The organism is Sphingopyxis sp. Root1497 (assembly GCF_001427085.1).
Lineage (GTDB): Bacteria > Pseudomonadota > Alphaproteobacteria > Sphingomonadales > Sphingomonadaceae > Sphingopyxis.
This window is the reverse complement of sequence record NZ_LMGF01000003.1, coordinates 391243-412318: the sequence shown is the minus strand read 5'-3', so window position 1 is coordinate 412318 and position 21076 is coordinate 391243. Positions and strand designations below refer to the sequence as shown.

Below are 21076 nucleotides of genomic sequence, written 5' to 3'. Positions count from 1 at the left end.
CGCCGATCTGGGCCTGGCTGCTCGCATTGGTCGCGGCGGGCGCGGCCGGTTTCTGGTACTGGCGCCGCCGCCCCGCGCTGGCGAGCGATGCGCCGGTCGAGCGCAGCGCGCCGCCGGCCGAGGCGCCGCGCCCGGCGCCTGCGCCGCCCGCTACCCCCGCGCCGCGCGCTGCGCCGGTCCCGACCCCCGCCCCCGCCCCCGCCCCCGCCGCCGCCCCCGCCGCCGCGCCCAGGGCGCCGGTGCTGCCGACACTCTCCGGCGGCGAGGCGGCGCAGCGTGTGTCGCCGCTCGTCACCCGTCCCGCGCCCGAGCGTCGCGCGCTGGTGGCGATCGCGCTCGAGGTGCAGGCGATCCGCTTCACGCCCGAGCATGTCGCGGTCGCCTTCGCGTTGAATATCATGAACCAGGGATCGGCCGACGCGACCGGGCTGATGGTGCGCATCGCGCTCAACCAGGGGTCGGCGATGACCGAGCCGGTGCTCGCGCGCTTCTTCGACGGGGCGGGCGGCAGCGTGCTGCGCGACGACATGATCCTCAAGGTCGGGGCGGGCGAAGCGCTGACCACCGAGGCGATGTTACCGCGCCATATCGTCGAGCCGCTGATGATCGGCGGCAAGCCGATGCTGGTGCCGGTGATGGCGTTCGACGTCACCTATCATTGGGACGGCGACGCCGACGCCTTTGGCCAGAATGCGGGCAGCTTCGTGCTCGGCCGCGAATCGGGGGCCAGCGACAGCGACAAGCTCGCGCCGCTGCCGCTCGATCGCGCTTCCTATGCCGTCGACCGGCCCGGTTCGCGGTCGACCGCGGTGCGGCGGAGCCAATAGGCGCGCTTTCTGGCGCCGTTTCGCCTTTTGTGTTGCAGCGCAGCATCGGCTGAGGCAGATGGCCACCGTGCTTGAAAAAGTGCGGGGGGAGACATAGGCTGTGCTTCCCCGGAAAGAGCAAAGCAGGATGGCTGGCGGAGGGATTGGAACAGGTTCCCCGCCGGGTCGTAACAGGAGCATGACATGGACGCCTTGGTCTCTACCGACTGGCTGGAACGCGAACTGGGGGCATCGGACCTGCGGGTCGTCGATGCGACGAAATTCCTCGAAGCGGATCGCGACGCGCGCGCCGAATATGAGGCGGGCCACATCCCCGGCGCGGTGTTCATGGACCTCGCCGAACTGACCGACCCGAACAGCGACGTCGACAATATGGCGCCGCCCGCCGAAAAATTCGCGAGCCGCATGCAGTCGCTCGGCCTCGGCGACGGCAGCCGCATCGTGCTCTACGACGACAGCCCGCTGAAGAGCGCGGCGCGCGGCTGGTGGCTGCTCAAATTGTTCGGCGCACACGACGTCGCGCTGCTCGACGGCGGCCTCGCCAAGTGGAAGGCCGAAGGCCGCCCGCTCGAAATGGGCAAGCAGACGCTGCGCCACCGCCACTTCACCGTGTGGCGCGACGCCAAGGCGGTGCGCACCAAGGACGAAGTTCTGGCGAATGTCGACAGCGGCGCCGAACAGGTCGTCGACGCGCGCTCGGCGGCGCGCTTCACCGGCGAGGAACGCGATCCGCGCGCGGGCGTCGCGCCGGGTCATATCCCGGGTTCGCGCAGCCTGCCGTTCGGCGAGCTGTTCAACGCCGACGGCACCTGGAAGCGCGACGATGCGCTGAAGGCGGCGTTCGATGCCGCCGGGATCGACCTCGACAAGCCGCTGGTGACCACCTGCGGCAGCGGCATGACCGCGACCGTCGTGGCGTTCGGCGCGCACCTGCTCGGCAAGGACGATGTCGCGGTGTACGACGGCAGCTGGACCGAATGGGGCGCCGACCCGGCGACCCCCAAGGCGACCGGCGCGGCTTGAGCCCGTCTTGGCGGGGTGCTGGATTTTGTCCGGCGCTCCGCTAACAGGGAGGCATGAGCAAGAGCGACGACGACAGCCTCCGCCCCGCGACGAAACTGGTGCAGGGCGGGCGGCGGCCCGAATGGACGGGCGACCCGCGGCTGGGCGGCGGCGTCGTCAATCCGCCGGTGTGGCGCGCGTCGACGATCCTTTACGACAGCATCGCCGACCTGAAGGCGCGAGGCCATGCGACGCATGACAAGCTCTATTACGGCCGGCGCGGGACGCCGACGGTGTGGGCGCTCGCCGATGCGCTGACCGAAATGGAGCCGGGCGCCGAGGGCACCCTGCTTTATCCCTCGGGGGTCGCGGCCAATTCGGCGGGCATGCTGGCCTTGCTCGCGCCGGGCGATCATCTGTTGATGGTCGACAGCGCCTATGAACCGACGCGCGCTTTCTGCAACGGGCTGCTCAAACGCTATGGCGTTGATACGACCTATTATGACCCGCTGGTGGGGGCGGGGATCGCCGAGCTGATCCGGCCCGAGACGAAGCTGATCTTCCTCGAATCGCCGGGCAGCCTGACCTTCGAGGTGCAGGATATTCCGGCGATCGTCGCGGTCGCGCGCGCGCGCGGGGTGCTGACGATGCTCGACAACACCTGGGCGACGCCGCTGCTGTTCCCCGCGCTGGCGCACGGCGTCGACGTGACGATGATGAGCCTGACCAAATATGTCGGCGGGCATAGCGACGCGATGATGGGATCGCTGACCGCGACGAAGGCGGTTTGGCCGCGGCTACGCAGCGCGGCGTACCAGCTTGGCCAGGCGGTCTCGCCCGACGATTGCGCGCTGATGTTGCGCGGGCTGCGCACCCTCGACGTGCGTTTGGCGCGGCATCAGGCGAGCGCGCTGGCGGTCGCCGAATGGCTGGCGGCGCGCGCGGACGTGGGACGGGTGCTGCACCCGGCGCTGGCGGGCGATCCGGGGCATACGATCTGGGCGCGCGATTTTACCGGCGCGAGCGGGCTGTTCGGCTTCACGCTGAAAGGCAGTGACGAGGCGGGGCGGACACGCTTCATCGAGGCGCTGTCGCACTTTGGCATCGGTTTCAGCTGGGGCGGTTATGAAAGCCTGGTGGTGCCGAGCAACCCGGCCGACATCCGCACCGCGACGGTGTGGACCGATCCCGATCCGCTGCTGCGGCTGTCGATCGGGCTGGAGGACCCCGCCGACCTGATCGCCGACCTCGAACGCGGTTTCGCGGCGATGGCGGCATGAGTATCGCCGCCGACGTGCAGGGCGGTATCGGCCGCACGGTCGAGGCGATGCGGGTGATCGGCATCGACGTCGGCTCGTACCGATTGTCGCTCTATGGGCTGTTCTCGACGATCGTCGTTGTGGTTTTGCTCTATGTCGCGGTCAAGCTCGCGATGCGCGCGATCAAATGGGTGCTGCGCCGCAACACCCATATCGACGCGACCCAGCGTATCTTGACCGAGAAGCTGATCGCGATCGCGCTGTTCGTCTTTGCTTTGCTGTTCGGCATCGACCTGCTCGGCATCGACCTGACCGCGCTTGCGGTCTTTTCGGGCGCGGCGGGCCTCGCGATCGGCTTCGGGCTGCAAAAGACGGTCGGCAATCTGATCGCGGGGATCATCCTGCTGATGGACCGCTCGATCAAGCCGGGCGATGTGATCGTCGTCGGCGACGGCGCGAGCATGGGGAGTTCGGCGACGCTGAACGGCGTGCCGAATGTCGGGCGCGTCGCCAAGATCGGGGTCCGCGCGGTCAGCGTCGTCACCCGCGACGGCAAGAAGCATCTGATCCCGAACGAACTTTTGATGACGATGCCGGTCGAGAACTGGAGCTATTCGAGCCGCGACGTGCGGGTGCGGATGCGCGTGCCGGTCGCCTATGACTGCGACCTGCGCGCGGCGCAGGCGATCATGGTCGAGACCGCGAAGGCGAACCCGCGCATTTTGGCCGACCCCGAACCGGTGGTGTGGATCACGGCGTTCGGCGAACGCGCGGTCGAACATGAGCTGCGCTACTGGATCTCCGACCCCGAGGCGGGGCTGGGCAATATCCAGGGCGAGGTGTTTCTGGGGATCTGGGACCGCTTCAAGGAAGCGGGGATAAGGATTCCTTACCCGCGCACCGATGTGCGGGTGTTGGCGGCAGAGGGCGGAGCGCCCGCCTGATGCACCCCGGCGAAAGCCGGGACCCACAGCTTCATTGCACGAGGCCTGCATTGGTCCGCATTGGACCCCGGCTTTCGCCGGGGAACAATGATCTCGTAATGTCGGGTTTCAGTACCCCGTCGTCTTCGCGCGTTCGATGCATTCGACGATGATGCGCTTGGCCTCGTCGACATCGCCCCAGCCGTTGAGCTTGGCCCATTTGCCGGGTTCGAGGTCTTTGTAATGGGTGAAGAAATGCTCGATCTGCTGGAGCACGATCGGCGGCATGTCGGTGTAGCTCGCGACGTCGGCATAATAGGGAAAGGTCTTGTTGACCGGCACGCAGAGCAGTTTCTCGTCGCCGCCGGCATCGTCTTCCATCAACAGCACGCCGATCGGGCGGCACTTGACCACCGCGCCCGCGACGATCGGCGAGCGCGCGACGACCAGCGCGTCGAGCGGGTCGCCATCCTCGCCCAGCGTATGCGGGACGAAGCCGTAATTGGCGGGATAGCGCATCGGGGTGTGCAGGAACCGGTCGACAAACAATGCGCCCGATGCCTTGTCGAACTCATACTTCACCGGCTCGCCGCCGATCGGCACTTCGATCAGCACGTTCAGGCTGTCGGGCGGGCTATCGCCGGCCGGGATCAGGTCGATGCGCATGGGAGATGTCCTTTTCGGTTTTTGATTCGCGGGGCGCCTTAGACCCTGGGGGCGGGGGAGGGAAGGCGGGAGAGGGGGCGCGTCGCCCGATCCTCCCTGTCGCGAAGCGATGGGGAGGGGGACCGTTCGCGAAGCGAAGGGTGGNNNCGCCGCCGCACCGCCGCCTGACGGAGTCGGCCCCTCCGTCAGCCCTGCGGGCTGCCACCTCCCCATCGCTTCGCGACAGGGAGGATATTAAAGCGCCCGTTTCGTCGCCAGCACCTGATCGAACCAGTCCGGCCCCGTCCCCACCTTTTCCAGATGCGGCCAGCGCAGGCCGCCGCGATAGTCGATCTCGACCGTGCGATAGCGGCCGCCGCGCTCGACGAGCAGTTTCACCGGAGTCTTGCCGTCGGTCGCGGCACGGATCGCCGATTCGATGCGCTCGCGGTTGTAGGTGACGCCATCGACCGCGAGGATTTTTGTCCCATTGACGATATCGGCGCGAAAGGCGGGGCCGTCCCATGCGATGCTGCCCGCGACGCCGTCCTTGTCGATGATCAGGCCGAGGCTGTGGGTGAGGTCGGTATTCTTCGCCTGCGCCATGCGGTCGCGGTCATAGACGTTCGGCGCGTCGCGCCAGACGAGGCGATAGCCTGCCGCTTCGATCCCCGCGGTCGGCGCCGGGCGGCCGGGGGTCTGCATCCGGTCGCGCAGGAATTTCGCCCAGTCATAAGGGTGGACCGCGTTCAGCGCCGCGACGACATCGTCGAAATCATAGGTCGACTGTCCCCAGTCTCCCTCGCGCCCGCCGAAAAAGCCGCGCGCGAAATCGTCGAGGCTTTTGGCATTGTTCGTGGCGGTGCGGATCAGCATGTCGGCCTCGAGCCACATCAGCCCGCCTTCGTTGTAATAATCCTCGGTCCGCGTCGCGCTGGGAAAGGCGCGCGCCTTGCGCCCCGCGATGATCGGGTCGAGCGTCGTATCCTCGACCGAGCGCCAGGCGCGGCCCGCCTGGGTGCTGTAGAAACCGGCGTTGGTCGCCCATTCGGCGAGGATCATCTCCTTCGACTGCATGCCCGACCGCCCGGCGAGGACGAGGTCCCAATAGCTCGTCTGACCTTCATAGACCCAGAGCAGATTGTCCTGCATCGGCGTGCGGTAATCGGGGGTCCACAGCTTGTCGGGGCGGCGGTATTTGCCGTTCCAGCTGTGGACCAACTCGTGCGGGAGCAGCCCGCGCTCGCTGTCATTCTCGTCCCATTTGGTGAAATAATCGGGGTTGCGGCTGTTCTCGCTCGACCGGTGATGTTCGAGCCCGATGCCGCCGAGTTCGTCGCTGAGCGCGAGCAGGAAGTCATAACGGTCGAAATGGCGGGTGCCGAACAGCGCGACCGCCTCCGACACCAGCGCCGCGTGGCGCGCGATATGGTCGGGGCTGGCGCCCAGATATTTTTCCTCGTCGGCGACGACGTTGAGCGTCACGCCGTTGCCGAGCGCCCATTGGCGAAAATAACGCCCCGCGAACATCGGGCTGTCGACCAGATTTTCATAGCTGGTGACGCCGAAGCTGTAGCGGTTCTTCGAGACCTGCAACCCGTCGAGCGCGGCGGCGCCGGTCCAGCCTTCGGGCAGGCTGACCTCGAGCTGCACCGGGATCTGGCGGGTGAACCAGCCCGCGGGATAGAAGCTGACCTGTTCCCACTGCAGGTTCATCATCGCCGGAGTGACGACGACGCGGCCTTCGGCGGTGCGGGTCGGCGACAGGAAGTCGAAGGCGACGTCGATGCTCTTCACGCCCTGCGGCACGTCGATGTCGAAGGCGTAGACGTCGGTCGGCTGGCGCGTCCAGACGAGCGGCTTGCCGCCCGCGGTGGGCTTGAACCCCGCGACCTCGGCGATCGCGCCGCGCGGCGCATGTTTGCCGGGCAGCCATTGCGGATAGAGCAAGGTGACTTTGCCGGCTTTCGGAACCGGGATCGTCTGGCGGACATGGAAGATGCCGCGCGCATAGTCGGTCGCGTCGACCTTGAGCAACATCGTCCCCGGATAGGGGCGGTCGGCGGGCAGCGGGATGGTAAGCGGCTGGACCACCGGTTGCGGGCGGCTGTTGCCCTCCTGGGCATGGGCTGCGGGGGCGGTGAGGGCAATCAGGGCGACTGCGACGAACAGGTGTTTTTTCATGGTGCCGCGTTTTGCCGTGAAAAGGTTGAGAGGTCCAGAGCTTGACCCCTCTCCCCTTGAGGGGGTGCGGGGTTGGATTGCCCCCGGCAATCCAAGTCCAGTCCGGGGGACTGGACGACCCCGCGCCGGTTGCGCAGACTTGGCAGCTTGCTGGCTAGTCGAAGCTGGGTGAGGGGTTGCGGTCGCAAGCGACCGCGCGAGCTTCGCCCGCAACCCCTCATCCAACTGCGGCTAGTTCGCTTCGCTCTCAAGCCTCCATATCCTTCTCCCTCAAGGGGAGAAGGGGTCAATGCCGCCCTTTGCCTTTCGACCAAAAAAGATTAGACGCCGCGCCCATGAGCAAGGACAAATCCGCCAAGATCGCCACGCCGCAGCCGGTTCGGGGCACGCAGGACATGCTCGGCGATTTCGCCGACCGGTTTCAGCATGTCGTCGACACCTTCGATCGCGTGCGGCGGCTCTATGGCTATAAGCGGATCGAGGTGCCGGTGATCGAGCCGACCGCGGTGTTCGCGCGCTCGCTTGGCGAGACCACCGACGTCGTGTCGAAGGAAATGTATTCGTTCGAGGATCGCGGCGGCGAGTCGATCACGCTGCGCCCCGAATTCACCGCGGGCATTGCGCGCGCTTATGTCACCAACGGCTGGCAGCAGTATGCGCCGCTGAAGGTCGCGACGCATGGGCCGCTGTTCCGCTACGAGCGCCCGCAGAAGGGGCGTTATCGCCAGTTCCACCAGCTCGATGCCGAAGTGCTCGGCAGCGACAGCCCGCTCGCCGACGCCGAGCTGCTGGTGTTCGCGGATCAGCTTCTGAAGGAGCTGGGGATCGCCGAGGGCGTGACGCTGACGCTCAACACGCTGGGCGATGCGGAAAGCCGTGATGCCTGGCGGACAGCGCTGGTCGATCATTTCGAGGCGCATCGCGGCGACCTGTCCGAAGACAGCCTTGCCCGGCTCGACAAGAATCCGATGCGTATCCTCGACAGCAAGGACCCGAAGGACCGGCCGATCGCCGACAGCGCGCCCGATATCGACGCGTTTTTGACGAGCGAAGCGCAGGATTTCTTCGGTGCCGTGACCGCGGGGCTCGACGCCGCGGGGGTCGCGTGGGAGCGCAACGCGCGGCTGGTGCGCGGGCTCGACTATTATCGCCACACCGCGTTCGAATTCGTCACCGACCGGCTGGGGGCGCAAGGGACGGTGCTCGGCGGCGGGCGCTACGACGGGCTGATCGAGGCGCTCGGCGGACCGCCGACGCCGGCGGTTGGTTGGGCCGCGGGGATCGAGCGGCTGGCGATGTTGGTGGCGGACGATGTCATCGACAACCGGCTCGATGCGGTGATCGCGGTCGAGGATGATGCGCGGCTGGCGCTCGCGATGCAGGCGCTCACCGCGCTGCGCAATGGCTGTTTCTCGGCCGAGATCGTCGCGACCGGGTCGCCGCGCAAGCGTTTCGACAAGGCCGCCAAGATTCCGGCGCACGCATTGGTGTCGGTCGGCACGCGCGACGACGCGCCGCATGTCAATGTGCGCGGCGACGGCGACCGGGCAAAGGCGGTCGAGGCGCTGGTCCGGGCGCTGGACAACGTTTGATGGACCCTGTTTCGTCATTCCCGCGAAGGCGGGGATCCAGCTTGGACGCTGGCTGGACATGCAATGTCGGAACACTGGATCCCCGCCTTCGCGGGGATGACGGGGTTGGGGTGAATTCATGACCTCCGTTTCCGCCCGCCAGATCGACGCCATCATCGAACGCCACGCCGCCTTGCAGGCGCGCATGGCGACGGGGGACATGGCGCCCGCCGATTTCGTCGCGGCGTCGAAGGAGTTTGCCGAGCTCGAACCCGTCGCCGGCGCGGCGCGCGAAGTGGTGCGGCTGCGCAGCGAACGGGAGTCGCTCGGCGAGATGCTGACCGATCCCGAGATGAAGGCGATGGCGGCCGAGGAACTCGCGGCGGTCGAAGAGGCCTTGCCCGCCGCCGAGCATGACCTTGCGATCAAGCTGCTGCCCAAGGACGTCGCCGACGAGCGCGCGGCGATGCTTGAAATCCGCGCCGGGACCGGCGGCGACGAGGCGGCTTTGTTCGCGGGCGACCTGCTGCGCATGTACAGCCGCTACGCCGACGGGCAGGGCTGGAAGGTCGAGGTGATCTCGGCGAACGAGACCGAGGTCGGCGGCTATAAGGAAGTCGTCGCGAGCGTTTCGGGGCAGGGGGTGTTCGCCAAGCTGAAGTTCGAAAGCGGCGTGCATCGGGTGCAACGTGTGCCGGTGACCGAAAGCGGCGGGCGCATTCACACCAGCGCCGCGACCGTCGCGGTTTTGCCCGAGGCCGAAGAGGTCGATGTCGCGATCGCCGACAGCGACCTGAAGGTCGATATCTATCGTGCGTCGGGTGCCGGCGGGCAGCATGTCAACACGACCGATTCGGCGATCCGCATCACGCATATTCCCTCGGGACTCGTGGTGATCCAGCAGGACCAGCGCAGCCAGCACAAGAACCGCGCCAAGGCGATGCAGGTGCTGCGCGCGCGGCTCTACGATCTCGAGCGCGAGAAGATCCACAGTGCCGAGGCGTCGGCGCGCAAGTCGATGGTCGGCTCGGGCGACCGGTCGGAGCGCATCCGCACCTATAATTTCCCGCAGGGCCGGGTGACCGATCACCGCATCAACCTGACGCTCCATCGCCTGCCCGAGATTTTGGAAGGTGCGATGGACGAACTGGTCGACGCGCTGATCGCCGAGGATCAGGCACAGCGGCTGGCGGGGCTGGGTGACTGAGACGCCGACTTTCGCGGGCGTCGCGGAGTCGCTGCGCACCGCGACGAACCTGCTTACGGGCATCAGCGACACGCCGCGGCTCGATGCCGAATTGCTGATGGCGCAGGCGCTGGGGGTCGAGCGGTCCGCGCTGCTGCTCGATCCCGCGCGTTACGAAGTCCCCGAACTTTATGCCCATCTGATCGCGCGGCGGATGGCGCATGAGCCGATCGCCTATATCCTCGGCTATCGCGATTTCTGGACGATCCGCATCGAGGTCGGCCCCGGCGTGCTGATCCCGCGTCCCGATAGCGAGACGTTGATCGAGGCCGCGGTCGCGCATTTCGGGGCGAGCGCACCCGCGCGGATTCTCGATCTGGGGACCGGGCCGGGGACGCTGCTGCTTGCCGTGCTGAGCGAGTTCCCGCACGCGACCGGGCTGGGCGTCGATGCGTCCGAATTTGCGCTCGCTTTTGCGCGCGACAATGCCGAGGAGCTGGGCATGGCCGATCGCACGGCCTTTCAGTCGGGCGACTGGGGCGACGGCATCGATGGCTCCTTCGACCTGATCCTCTGCAACCCGCCCTATATCGCCGACAGCGAAATTCTGATGCCCGATGTCGCCGAGCATGAACCCGCCGAAGCGCTGTTCGCGGGCGTCGACGGGCTGGGCGACTATCGCCGGATCATCCCCGACCTGCCGCGCCTGCTCGCGCCGGGCGGTCTTGCGGTCCTTGAAATCGGGGCGACCCAGCATATGTCCGTAAGGAAGCTGGCCGAAGCGGCCGGTTTCGCCGTCCGATGCCGCCAGGACCTAGGTGGCCGCGACCGCGCCCTCAACCTGACCCTGGCGCGCTGAGGCGCGACCAAGAAATCGCTTGGTTTCGTGCCCAAAGCGAGGTAGGGGCGGCGTACAGGCCTGATCAGGGTCCCTTTGGCGGTGCGGCGCACCGATACTGGTCCGGCGGGTCTGCTTCCCATTTACGATGCTGGTGCGGGACAAGGTGTCTCGCGCAAGCGGTAACACGGAAGAGCCGCGCAAGGGAGCGCGGGCACGACGCGCAAGATGCGCGGTCGGCCAAAAGGGGTTGGCATAGCTTAGAGCTTTTCGACAGGATGTCTCAGTTGAACATGAACAACCGGCAAAACGGTCGCCGTCGCGGCCGTAACAACAACAATAACAACAACAATCGCCCGCAATCGGGTGGCGGCCGTGGTGGTACCGACCAGGCCAATCGCATCGACAGCCGTGCGCGCGGCAACGCAGCGCAGATGATCGAGAAATTCAAGAATCTCGCCCGCGACGCCCAGCTTTCGGGCGACCGGGTGCAGACCGAATATTATCTGCAGTTCGCCGATCATTATTTCCGCGTGCACAGCGATTTCCGCGCCCGCCAGGAAGAAAAGAACGGCGGCCAGCCCGATCGCAACGACCGCCATCGCGAAGTGCGCGGGGTCGAGGATTTCGACGCGCATGACGACACCGACCTCGACGAGGGCCAGGGCGACAGCGACGGCGAGCGCGAGGACAATCGCGGCGAGCGCGACAACCGCGAGCGCGGCGACCGGAATGATCGCAACGACCGTGGCGAGCGCAACGACCGTGGCGACCGGGGCGACCGCAACCAGAATCGCGGCAACCGTCGTGACGAGAATGACGACAATCGCGGCAACCGCCAGCCGGTGCGCGAGCGCGCCGAGCGTTCCGAACGGCCGGAACGTCCTGAGCGCGAGCGCGTCGAAGTCGAAGCCCGCGACGAGGACGCCGTGGTGGCGGAAGCCAAGCCGGCGCGCGCCCCGCGCCGCAGCCCGCGCCGCCCGCGCGACGAGGACGAGGGTGGCGCCGGGATCGACAGCGCCGTGCTGCCGCCCGCGATCGGCCGCCCCGCTCCGGCTCCCGAAGCCGACGAGGCCGAGGCCGCCGAAGCCGCGCCGAAGCCGCGCAAGCGCCGCACGCTCGCGGCACGCAGCTCGGACGTCGAAGCGGCCGAATAATCCGCGGCGCCGCCTTGTGACGGGATGTGACGGCTGAAATTGTCGTCACCCCGGGCTCGACCCGGGGTCCCGCTTTTTGACCGTCGCGCCTTTCCGCAGATCGGCGGGACCCCGGATCAAGTCCGGGGTGACGAAGCGAGAATGGGTCACCATTTTCGCGCTGGCCAATCGCCACGAACTGACATAGCCTCTGCCCCGACAACCATATGGGGGAGAGCGATTATGCGCGCTTTGGCAAAGACTTGCCTGTTGGGAGCCGCCGTCGCTCCATGGCTTTCGCTTCCCGCCGCGGCGCAACAGGACCCGGGCGCCACGGCGCAGGGCGATGTCGCGGTCACCATCTATAACAATGGCCAGTCGCTGGTGCAGGACGACCGCCAGCTGGCAGTCGCCGCCGGGCGCAACCGCATCGAATTTCCCGACGTGTCGGCGCGCATCCGGCCCGAGACGGTGACGCTGTCGGGCGGCGGGCTGGCGATCGTCGAGCAGAATTTCGACTTCGACCTGCTCACCCCCGACAAGCTGATGGACAAGGCGGTCGGCCAGTCGATCACCCTCGTCCGCACCAACCCCGCGACCGGCGCCGAACGCAGCGAACGCGCCAAGGTGCTCGCGGCGAACGGCGGAATCGTGCTGCAGATCGGCGAGCGGATCGAGGTGCTGCGCGACGACGGCCTGCCGGTGCGCGCGGTGTTCGACCGGCTGCCGCCCAATTTGCGCGCGCGCCCCACGCTGTCGGTGACGGTGCAGGCCGAGAATGCGGGCACAGTGCCGGCGCGGCTCTCCTACCTCACCCCCAACCTCGGCTGGACCGCCGACTATGTCGCCTTGTTCGACGCCGCCAAGGGCGCGATGGACATGCAGGGGTGGGTGACGCTGACCAATTCGACCGGCACGACCTTTACCAATGCGCGCACGCTGCTGGTGGCGGGCAGCCCGGGCGGCGGCGGCGGTTTTTCACAGCTCACCGGCGCGCTCGACGAGGCGGGGACCGAGACGAGCACGCGCGAGCGGCTCGGCGACTATTATCTCTATCCGCTCGCCGAACGCACGACGATCGCCAATGCGCAGCAGAAACAGGTGAGCTTCCTCGACGTGAAGGGCGCGCCGGCGCGCTCGACCTATGAATATGTCAACGGCTGGCTGGGCAGCAGCACCGAGCCGGTGAGCGCGGCGAGCGTGTTGCGATTCTCGACCTCGGCGAAGGGCGGGCTCGGCGACCAGCTGCCCGCGGGAACGATCCGCGTCTATATGCGCGACGCGCGCGGCGACCCGCAGTTCATCGGCGAGAACCAGATCGGCCACACCCCGATGGGATCGTCGATGACCCTGCGCACCGGCGACGCGTTCGACGTCAAGATCCAGTCGACGGTGGTGTCGCGCACCCGCAAGAGCGATTCGCGCTGGGTGACCAAGATGAAATATGTCGTCACCAATGCGCGGCCGGGACCGGTGACGGTCGATCTCGCGCAATCGGGGCTGTGGGGCGACGTCCGCATCACCGACGAAAGCCTGAAGAGCAATCGCGTCTCGGCCGACCGCGTCGAATGGGCGGTGCCGGTGCCCGCGAACGGCAAGACCGAAGTCACCGCCACCTTCGACTCGCGCTACTGAGGACCGGGCCGTGCGCGTGATGCGCCTGATCCCGGCCTTGCTGGCCGCGCTGGTCGCGACGCCGCTGGCGGCACAGCAGGGGGCGAGCCTGCCCGCGCCGCCGGTGCGGCCCGATGCGCCCGTGGTGGTGTCGTCGCAGCTGAAGGATGTCGCGGTCACCGTCTATCGCGCCCCCCAACGCGGCGGCGGTCCGATCAACCCCAACTGGCCGCAGGGCTTCGCTTTGGTCACCGAGACGCGCGTCGTGACGCTGCCCGCCGGGTCGTCGGTGCTGCGCTTCGAGGGGGTGTCCGAGGGATTGCTGCCCGAAACCGCCGTCGTGTCGGGAATGCCCGACGGGGTGCGCGAGAAGAATCGCGATGCGCGGTTGCTGTCGCCCGCCGGGCTGGTCGATGCGTATCTCAAGCGCAGCGTCACGCTGCGCCGCACCGACCGCAAGACCGGCAAGGTCCGCGAGCAGCAGGCGATCATCCAGGCGGGGCCGACCGGCGGGGTGATCCTGCAGACCGATGCGGGCTTCGAGGCGCTCGGCTGTGCGGGGCTGCCCGAGCGCATGCTCTATGGCCGCGTGCCCAAGGACCTGTCGGCGAAACCGACGCTGTCGATCCTCATCGAAAGCGCGCGGGCGCGGACGGTGACCTTGCAGCTCGTCTATCTGTCCGAAGGCTTCGACTGGGCGGCGAACTATGTCGTCGACCGCGCCGGCGACGGCAAGGCGCTGGGGATCACCGGCTGGATCACCGTCGCCAACGGCGGGGTGACGAGCTTTCCGAACGCGCAATTGAACGTGATCGCGGGGCGGCTCAACAAGGGTTATCGCGCGCCGCTGCCGCGCACCCCGCCGGGGGCGTTGCAGCTCAAATGCTGGCCGATGGACATCACGAGCACGCGTCCCTTTTGGGAGCTGCCGCCGATCATCGAGCCGACCGCCGATTATGCCGAAGAGGTGATGGTGACCGCGAATCGCGCCGGCTATGCGCGGACCGCGATGCCCGTCATGGCGCCACCCCCGCCGCCTCCCCCCGCACCGCCGCCGCCCCCGCCGCCGCCCGCCGAGGATCTGGGCGACCTCAAATTCTATCGCATCCCGTTCCGCGTCGACGTGTCGGCGAAGTCGCAGAAGCAGGTCGCGCTGCTGATCAAGGATAAGGTCGCGGTCGAGCAGCTCTATACCACCATCCTCTATGACTGGATGGCCGGGCGCGTGCAGCCGCTGACGATGATGCTGCGCGTGCAGAATCGCGAGTCGGACGGCCTCGGGCTGGCCTTGCCCGCCGGCGCGGCTTCGGTGTTCGAGACGGTCGCGGGCCGGCGATTGCTCGTCGGCGAGGCGCGGATCGGCGACAAGGCGAAGGGCGAACGCGTCGACTATGAACTCGGGCTCAGCCCGGCGGTGCAATATAATAGCGTCATCACCGGTCGCGGGCCAAAGGGCGAATATCAGGACTGGCAGGTGACGCTGACCAATGCGCGGCCCTTCGACGCCGAGCTCGAAATCCTGATTCCCTTCGCGATCGACCCCGAACCCACGACATGGGAACGGCGCGGGTCGAGCTGGGTGTGGCGGGTGCGGGTGCCCGCGAACGACAGCGTGGTCCAGACGTTCCGGCAGAAGATGCGCTGACGACAGAGATACAGGGGGAGAGGTCGCGATGGCTTGTGGGTCGAGGACATGGGGTCTGCTGATGGCGGGCCTTGCGATGGCGGGCCCCGCGGCGGCGCAGCAGGTGGTGAGCACCGGCGGGCAGGGCGATGTCGCGGTGACCATCTATAGCGGCGAACTCGCGCTGGTCACCGACACGCGGCAGACGAATCTGCCCGCGGGCGAAGCGAAGCTCGAATTTCCCGACGTGTCGAGCCGCATCCGGCCCGAGACGGTGAGCCTCGTCGGCACGGGACTCGAGATCGTCGAGCAGAATTTCGATTTCGACCTGCTTTCCCCCACGGCGATGATGCAAAAGGCGGTGGGGCAGGAGATCACGCTGATCCGCACCAACCCCGCGACCGGCGCCGAGCTGCGCGAGCGGGCGAAGGTGCTCGCGGTCAACGGCGGGGTGGTGCTCGATATCGGCGGACGGATCGAGATTTTGCGCGACGACAATCTGCCGGTGCGGGTGATCTTCGACGGCATCCCGACCAATTTGCGTGCGCGGCCGACGCTGTCGGTGACGGTCGACAGCAAGAGCGCGGGCGCCCGCCCGCTGACCCTGCGCTATCTGTCCGAAGGGCTGAGCTGGCGCGCCGACTATGTCGCGCTCTACGACGAGGCGGCGAAGGCGATGGATCTGCAGGGCTGGGTGACGCTGAAGAACAACAGCGGCACCGGTTTCGCCAACGCCAAATTGCTGCTCGTCGCGAGCGAGCAGATCGGGGTGCGGCGCGGGTCGCGCAGCGGCAATGATGGCGAACCCGCGGCGCTGACCAGCGCCGGGACCGAGAGCGCGAAGGCCGAAGCGCTCGCCGACATGTACGCCTATCCGATGGCCGACCGCACGACGATCGCGAGCGCGCAGCAGAAACAGATCGCCTTCCTCGATGCGATGGCGGTGCCCGCGACGCGCGGCTATGCGGCCTCGGCCGATCGTTTCACGACGAGCGACGAGGCGCAGAGCGCGCTCGCGACCTATCGTTTCTCGACCGGCAAGGGCGGGGTCGGCGATGCGATGCCGGCCGGGTCGGTGCGGCTTTACGTCAAGGATGCGCGCGGCGCGGCGCAGTTCGTCGGCGAGAGCTATATCGGCCACACCACTGCGGGATCGACGCTGTCGCTCGCCACCGGCAAGGCCTTCGACGTCAAATATCAGGCGATCCTCGAAAAGCGCGAGAAGCTGACCGAGGAGGACTGGACGCGCAGCAGCACGACCCGCGTGCGCAAGAATGGTGTCGTCACGGTCACCGAGACCGACGTGAAGCGCAATTATTGGCGCACCCATATGCGCTATATCTTCACCAACGCGCGGTCGCAGCCGGTGACGGTCGAGTTCACCCAGAACGGGCTCAACAGCTATGCCAACGACACGCGGGTGCCGTTCGAGAGCATCGCCGCCGAAAAGGACCAGATGCTGGAAAGCCGCAAATGGCTGGTGACGGTGCCCGCGAACGGACGCACCGAACTGACCGTCCAGTATGACACGCTGAACTGAGCGATGCGGGGCGGGGCGTTCGCCTTGCTGCTGATCGCCGCCGCGATGTTCGCGGCCGGGCCTGCGCGCGCCGCCGATCCGCCGGTCGTCGCCTCGCCAAGGCCCGACCATGTCGCGATCAGCCTCTATCGCGACCCGAACCGCGATACCGACTCGCGGCTGCCGTCGCCCGACGAGGAAGAACCGCTCGGCGGCTTTGCGTTGATTCGCGAGACACGCACCGTCGACCTGCCGCCTGGACCGGTGACGGTGCGATTCGAAGGGGTGTCGAGCAGCATCCTGCCCGAATCGGCGCTGCTGCGCGGCGGCGGCAAACCGCGCGAGAAAAATTACGACCGGCGCCTGCTGTCGCAGCGCGGCCTGCTCGACGCGCTGACCGGGCAGCAGGTGCTGCTGCGCACCACCGACCGTGCGACCGGCAAGGCGCGTTTCGAGCGGGTGCGCATCCGTTCGGGTCCCGAGGAACTGATCGTCGAACGCAAGGGCGGGTTCGAGGCGGTGCAATGCAGCGGCCTCTCCGAAACCTTGCTCTATGACGCGGTGCCGGCGGGGCTGAACCCGGTGCCGACGCTGTCGATGACGCTCGGCGACCAGCCGGGCGGGCGGACCAAGCTCGAGCTCACCTATCTCGCCAATAATTTCGACTGGCAGTCGAACTATGTCGGCGAGATCGGTGCCGATGCCGAATCGGTCGATCTCTTCGCCTGGCTGACCGTCGCGAGCGGCGATTCGACGAGCTTCGTCGGCGCCGACATGGCGGTGATCGCGGGGCGCATCGCCTTTTTCCGCCAGGCCCCGGTCGCCGACGACGAGAAGGACTGGGAAGAGGAGCAACGGCGGCAAGAGGAAGCGGAGAAGGATCCGTGGAACCCCGACAATATCGAGGTCTGGTTCAGTTGCTGGCCGCGGGGCAGCACCGGCGGCGGTTCCTATAATCCGCGCCTGTTCGGGCCGCAGGACCTGCCGGCGTACCGGCCCGAATATTCGGTCGGCTTTTTCTATGGCGGCGGTGGGGGTGGCTGCGGCGAGGACGATGGCTGCGGCGAGATCGTCGTCACCGGATCGCGAATCGCGCCGCGCGAGGATATCGGCGACTATAAATTATATCGCGTGCCGCAGCCGACGACGCTCGGTGCGCAAAGCCGCAAGCAGATCGCCTTCCTCGAAAAGCCCGGGGTCGCGGCGCAAATGCTCCATGTCTTTGCGGTCAGGGGCGACAATTTCAACGATTACACCGACCCGGTGCTGCGCATCGACAACAGGAAGGGCGGGCCGCTCGCCGAACCGATGCCCGGCGGACAGGTCGCGCTGTTCCAGCGCCGACTCGGCGAACCGATGCTCGTTGCCGAGACGAATGTGAAGGACAAGGCGGTCGGCGAGCTGATCGACCTGCAACTGCCCGACCAGGACGACAGCGATGTCGACACCGACCAGGACACGCTCGATTCGGGCGACGACTGGACGCGGTACCGCATCACGGTCGAGAATTTCGGCGAGAGTGACGAACCGGTCGAGATCAGCTTCGAGAACGACCTCGACTATGTCGTCGACAAGATCAGCCGTGCGACACGGGTGCGCGACGGCAAGCGGATCTGGTCGGTGACGGTTCCCGCCGACGGGAAACGGACTATCGACTATCGCGTGCGCGAAGTGGCGCGAATCGGCGCCGACAACCAGGATGATTGGGAAGAGCCCGAGGAACCTTAGGTCCTAGGCCGGCGGCAGCGCGCGCGGCCGGTGATTCTCGTCGAGCGCGACGAAAGTGAACAGGCCTTCGGTGACCTTCACCTGCTCCTCGCCGCGGCCGCGCGACGCGATCACTTCGATTCGGATGCCCATCGACGTGCGACCGCGCCGTTCGAGATGCGCATAGACCGAGATGATGTCGCGCAGCAGGATCGGCGCGATGAATTCCATCGCCTCGATCGCGACGGTCGCGGTCGGTCCCTGGGCGATTCGCGCCGCGACGATGCCGCCGGCGATGTCCATCTGGCTGAGCACCCAGCCGCCGAAGATATGGCCGTTGCTGTTGATGTCGGCGGGCGCGGGGACGACGCGCAGGATCGGGTCGCGGTCAGGGTTTGTCATTCTTCATTTCCGGATCATTTTCGAACGGGTCCTCGATCGCCTCGTCATGCCCGCTGCCGCTCGACAGGAACACCAGCCCCATCAGCGCCGCGCCGAGCATCACCGACAGGCCGACGCCCGCGGTGGTGGCGATGATCATGTGGATGGTCAGCCCGTGCGGCAGCGTGGCGTGCAGGTACAGCAGCGCACAAATCACCGCGAGGGTCGAGACCAGCGCCATGCCGAGCATCAGCCGGCGATAGCGCCCCCAGGCGATAGCCGAGGTATCGCGATTGTCGAGCGGCGAGGGTTTGACCATGGCCGCATCCATGGACCAGCGCGGCGGCAAGGCCAAGCGGCAATGGCTTGCGGCAGGATGTTTCACCCTGCGTGCGAATCATGATAGATTGTTTTCCTGACAGAGCGACATGGGGAGCGGCAAGGCATGACGATCGGAGCGATTCTCCACGGAAGGACCGGCGCGGTGATTTCGGCGCGCAAGGAAGACAATGTGCGTGCGGTGGTCGATCTGCTCGCGCAAAATCGAATCGGCGCGGTGCCGGTGATGGAAAATGACGCGATCGTCGGCATTTTTTCCGAACGCGATCTGGTTCGCCTGCTTTCCTCTTATGGCACCGAGGCGCTCGACCGCACGCTCGACGAGGTGATGACCAAATCGCCGGTGACCTGCGAATCGAACACCGCGGTGATGGGCGCGCTGTCGCAGATGACGCAGAAGCGCATTCGCCACCTGCCGGTGGTCGACGGCGGCCGACTCGTCGGATTCGTGTCGATCGGCGACCTCGTCAAATATCGCATCGACCGGATCGAGGCCGAGGCGGCGGCGATGAGGGACTATATCGCGTCCTGAGTCGCGACCGCCGGGCGGCGCAATATGAGGCGTCGGATCTCGGCGATCGCCTCTTTCTCCAGCAGCCATAGCAGGGCGGGATAGATCAGCCCGCCCGCCCCGACGAGAATCGCGAGGCGCAGCGGCGCGGCCATGCCCGCGGGCAGCGCGCGCTCGATCAGCCCGACCGCGACCGCCATCACCAGCGCGGGGGCGAGGCCCGGCAGCACCGCGCGGCCGATGTCGGCCAGCGTCACCCCGATCACCGGCGCCGACAGCCGCGCGGTGACGATCAGCAGCAGCGGCATCGCGACGAGCCACGCCCAGGCGAGCCCGATCAACCCGAACTGCGCGCCGACAAGAAAGGCGACCGGAAAGAGAATCGCGCCGCACAGCGACGCCTTCATCGCGATTCCCGGACGGCCGAGCGCGTTGGTCACCGGCGCGAAGAGAATCTGCACCGTCATCACCAGCAGCGCGAGCGCGAGAATCTGGACATAGGGCACCATGCCGAGCCATTTCAGCCCGAACACCGTTTCGACCAGCGGCGCCGCGGTGACCGCGAGTCCCGCATAGGCGGGGGCGAGCACGAGCATCAGCAGGCGCACGGCTTTCAGGAAGTTCCAGCGCACCGCGCTCTTGTCGCCCTGGATTCGCGCATAGGCGGGAAAGGCGACCTCGTTGAGCGGCGGCACGAATTTCGAGACGAAGATCTGCGCGAGGAACAGCGCCTCGGCATAAAGCCCCAGCGCATGCGGATCGAATCGGCGGCCGGCGATGAAGATGTCGGCCTGCGTCTGGACCAGCCAGAAGAAGTGCGAGGCGAGCACCGCCGAGCCGAAGGCGATGATCTGCCCGCAGCCGCGAAAGTCGAAACTCGGCCACACCAGAAGCCGCGCCGCGACGGTGAGTCCGATCGCGCGGGTCCAGAACAGCGCGATCGGCGCATAGACCAGGGTCCACACGCCATAACCCGACAGCGCGCAGCCGAGCGCGGTGCCGGCGCCGACCAGCGCGGCGGCGAGATTGACGAACGCCTGTTTCCTGAAATCGAGCGCCCTGCTCATCATCACCTCGGGCAGCGCGATGAACGGGGTCGCGAGGAAGATCAGCGCCTGGACGCGCAAGAGGTCGGCGACGATCGGCTGGCCATAATAGGCCGCGGCGAGCGGGGCGCCGAAGAACTGGATCGCCGCCAGCAGCCCATTCAGGAGCAGAAGCAGCCCGAACGCCTGGCGGACGCGAAAGGGATCGAGCTGCTCCGACTGAACGAGCGCGCTCGCGAATCCATAGCCATTGAGGAAGGCGAGGAAGGCGAGAATCACCTGAGTCATGGCAAAAAGGCCGTAATCCGCGGGATCGAGCAGCCGAATGACGGCCAGGGTCGATCCCCAGGTGATGATCTGCGCGAGGATTTGGCTGCCCGATCGCCAGATTACCGCGCTGCGCACACGGCTGCCGAATGCGGCGGCATTTTCCGTTTCCGCCGCTCCGGCCTTGTTTTCTGCGGGTTTGGTCACCAATTCATCCTTCTCGAACCGGGGCTTTCCCGATCCGCTGATCATCTTTTGAAACAAAATTGCAAAAAGGTTGTTGACGCGAATCAGAGAGGGGCCTAGAGGCCTGTTCACCGGACGGGGCGCGGCGCCAAACGCCACGAACCACCCGGTCGCCAACAGATACGGACAGATGTCCCCCGATAGCAATAGCGGGGAACGACAACTGTCCGCCATTTCTTGTCGGTGGCTCTTTGAAATTGTGATTGTCGATGAAGGGACATGTGGGCGGCGGCCCTGGGTCTTGCAGCTTT

The 21076-nt window shown here is 67.0% G+C and carries 17 protein-coding genes and 1 pseudogene; 13 read left to right on the top strand and 5 right to left on the bottom strand.

Annotated elements, in window-relative coordinates; translation table 11 throughout:
- The 4 genes and pseudogenes from ASD67_RS23620 to ASD67_RS05475 all read left to right on the top strand — a co-directional run.
- A pseudogene (locus ASD67_RS23620) lies at positions 1-827 on the top strand (hypothetical protein); the annotation flags it as partial.
- A gap of 183 nt (positions 828-1010) precedes the next feature.
- Positions 1011-1850, top strand: a complete 840-nt coding sequence (sseA, locus tag ASD67_RS05485) for a 3-mercaptopyruvate sulfurtransferase (protein WP_056344483.1) — start codon at positions 1011-1013, stop codon at positions 1848-1850.
- Between the two features lie 53 nt (positions 1851-1903).
- On the top strand, positions 1904-3109 hold the full coding sequence (gene metC, locus ASD67_RS05480) for a cystathionine beta-lyase (protein WP_056344480.1): 1206 nt from the start codon (positions 1904-1906) through the stop codon (positions 3107-3109).
- On the top strand, positions 3106-4032 hold the full coding sequence (locus ASD67_RS05475) for a mechanosensitive ion channel family protein (protein WP_056344477.1): 927 nt from the start codon (positions 3106-3108) through the stop codon (positions 4030-4032). Before metC ends, ASD67_RS05475 begins: the two co-directional genes overlap by 4 nt.
- A gap of 108 nt (positions 4033-4140) precedes the next feature.
- Here ASD67_RS05475 and ppa read toward each other — a convergent pair whose 3' ends face one another.
- Both ppa and ASD67_RS05465 read right to left on the bottom strand, forming a co-directional pair.
- Positions 4141-4677 carry an inorganic diphosphatase gene (ppa, locus tag ASD67_RS05470; RefSeq protein ID WP_056344474.1) on the bottom strand — a complete coding sequence of 179 codons (537 nt, stop codon included), beginning with the start codon at positions 4675-4677 and terminating at the stop codon, positions 4141-4143.
- A 234-nt stretch (positions 4678-4911) separates the two neighbouring features.
- Complete coding sequence (locus tag ASD67_RS05465; protein ID WP_056344473.1) at positions 4912-6840, bottom strand: M61 family metallopeptidase; 1929 nt, start codon at positions 6838-6840, stop codon at positions 4912-4914.
- 335 nt (positions 6841-7175) lie between these two features.
- On the opposite strand from ASD67_RS05465, the gene hisS reads away from it, so the two are divergent.
- The 8 genes from hisS to ASD67_RS05425 all read left to right on the top strand — a co-directional run bounded on the left by hisS (position 7176) and on the right by ASD67_RS05425 (position 18056).
- A complete protein-coding gene (gene hisS, locus ASD67_RS05460) occupies positions 7176-8432 on the top strand; it encodes a histidine--tRNA ligase (RefSeq protein WP_056344470.1) in 1257 nt (418 codons plus the stop codon).
- A gap of 118 nt (positions 8433-8550) precedes the next feature.
- The gene (gene prfA / locus ASD67_RS05455; RefSeq protein WP_056344467.1) at positions 8551-9618 is read left to right on the top strand and encodes a peptide chain release factor 1; all 1068 of its coding nucleotides are present in this window, start codon (positions 8551-8553) and stop codon (positions 9616-9618) included.
- Complete coding sequence (gene prmC, locus ASD67_RS05450) at positions 9611-10456, top strand: peptide chain release factor N(5)-glutamine methyltransferase (protein ID WP_056344465.1); 846 nt, start codon at positions 9611-9613, stop codon at positions 10454-10456. The genes prfA and prmC overlap by 8 nt, the downstream gene beginning before the upstream one ends.
- 257 nt (positions 10457-10713) lie before the next feature.
- Entirely contained in the window at positions 10714-11592 is an 879-nt protein-coding gene (locus ASD67_RS05445) for a DUF4167 domain-containing protein (protein WP_056344460.1), read from the top strand.
- A 222-nt stretch (positions 11593-11814) separates the two neighbouring features.
- Entirely contained in the window at positions 11815-13206 is a 1392-nt protein-coding gene (locus ASD67_RS05440; RefSeq protein WP_056344457.1) for a DUF4139 domain-containing protein, read from the top strand.
- A 19-nt stretch (positions 13207-13225) separates the two neighbouring features.
- Positions 13226-14830: a DUF4139 domain-containing protein gene (locus ASD67_RS05435; protein WP_235535646.1), complete on the top strand. Its 1605-nt coding sequence runs from the start codon at positions 13226-13228 to the stop codon at positions 14828-14830.
- A gap of 61 nt (positions 14831-14891) precedes the next feature.
- Positions 14892-16349: a DUF4139 domain-containing protein gene (locus tag ASD67_RS05430; protein WP_235535578.1), complete on the top strand. Its 1458-nt coding sequence runs from the start codon at positions 14892-14894 to the stop codon at positions 16347-16349.
- Between the two features lie 3 nt (positions 16350-16352).
- Positions 16353-18056: a DUF4139 domain-containing protein gene (locus ASD67_RS05425; protein WP_056344451.1), complete on the top strand. Its 1704-nt coding sequence runs from the start codon at positions 16353-16355 to the stop codon at positions 18054-18056.
- A gap of 3 nt (positions 18057-18059) precedes the next feature.
- On the opposite strand, the gene ASD67_RS05420 is transcribed toward ASD67_RS05425, so the two are convergent.
- Positions 18060-18437, bottom strand: coding sequence for an acyl-CoA thioesterase (locus ASD67_RS05420; RefSeq protein WP_056344449.1), 378 nt, complete (start codon positions 18435-18437; stop codon positions 18060-18062).
- Positions 18424-18735 (bottom strand): hypothetical protein, encoded by a 312-nt coding sequence (locus tag ASD67_RS05415; protein ID WP_056344445.1) that lies wholly within the window; start codon positions 18733-18735, stop codon positions 18424-18426. Before ASD67_RS05415 ends, ASD67_RS05420 begins: the two co-directional genes overlap by 14 nt.
- A 126-nt stretch (positions 18736-18861) precedes the next feature.
- Here ASD67_RS05415 and ASD67_RS05410 point away from each other — a divergent pair, with 126 nt between their 5' ends.
- The gene (locus tag ASD67_RS05410; protein ID WP_056344441.1) at positions 18862-19287 is read left to right on the top strand and encodes a CBS domain-containing protein; all 426 of its coding nucleotides are present in this window, start codon (positions 18862-18864) and stop codon (positions 19285-19287) included.
- On the opposite strand, the gene ASD67_RS05405 is transcribed toward ASD67_RS05410, so the two are convergent.
- Entirely contained in the window at positions 19272-20789 is a 1518-nt protein-coding gene (locus ASD67_RS05405; protein WP_056347045.1) for a lipopolysaccharide biosynthesis protein, read from the bottom strand. The genes ASD67_RS05410 and ASD67_RS05405 overlap by 16 nt on opposite strands.
- Positions 20790-21076: the final 287 nt, after the last annotated feature.

Coding starts and splice junctions, on each gene's coding strand:
- metC (WP_056344480.1), top strand. CDS start 1,904: ATGAGCAAGAGCGACGACGACAGCCTCCGCCCCGCGACGAAACTGGTG.
- ASD67_RS05430 (WP_235535578.1), top strand. CDS start 14,892: ATGGCGGGCCTTGCGATGGCGGGCCCCGCGGCGGCGCAGCAGGTGGTG.
- ASD67_RS05425 (WP_056344451.1), top strand. CDS start 16,353: ATGCGGGGCGGGGCGTTCGCCTTGCTGCTGATCGCCGCCGCGATGTTC.
- ASD67_RS05465 (WP_056344473.1), bottom strand. CDS start 6,840: ATGAAAAAACACCTGTTCGTCGCAGTCGCCCTGATTGCCCTCACCGCC.
- hisS (WP_056344470.1), top strand. CDS start 7,176: ATGAGCAAGGACAAATCCGCCAAGATCGCCACGCCGCAGCCGGTTCGG.
- ASD67_RS05475 (WP_056344477.1), top strand. CDS start 3,106: ATGAGTATCGCCGCCGACGTGCAGGGCGGTATCGGCCGCACGGTCGAG.
- ASD67_RS05435 (WP_235535646.1), top strand. CDS start 13,226: ATGCGCCTGATCCCGGCCTTGCTGGCCGCGCTGGTCGCGACGCCGCTG.
- ASD67_RS05420 (WP_056344449.1), bottom strand. CDS start 18,437: ATGACAAACCCTGACCGCGACCCGATCCTGCGCGTCGTCCCCGCGCCC.
- ASD67_RS05445 (WP_056344460.1), top strand. CDS start 10,714: ATGTCTCAGTTGAACATGAACAACCGGCAAAACGGTCGCCGTCGCGGC.
- ppa (WP_056344474.1), bottom strand. CDS start 4,677: ATGCGCATCGACCTGATCCCGGCCGGCGATAGCCCGCCCGACAGCCTG.
- ASD67_RS05440 (WP_056344457.1), top strand. CDS start 11,815: ATGCGCGCTTTGGCAAAGACTTGCCTGTTGGGAGCCGCCGTCGCTCCA.
- prfA (WP_056344467.1), top strand. CDS start 8,551: ATGACCTCCGTTTCCGCCCGCCAGATCGACGCCATCATCGAACGCCAC.
- ASD67_RS05415 (WP_056344445.1), bottom strand. CDS start 18,735: ATGGTCAAACCCTCGCCGCTCGACAATCGCGATACCTCGGCTATCGCC.
- ASD67_RS05410 (WP_056344441.1), top strand. CDS start 18,862: ATGACGATCGGAGCGATTCTCCACGGAAGGACCGGCGCGGTGATTTCG.
- sseA (WP_056344483.1), top strand. CDS start 1,011: ATGGACGCCTTGGTCTCTACCGACTGGCTGGAACGCGAACTGGGGGCA.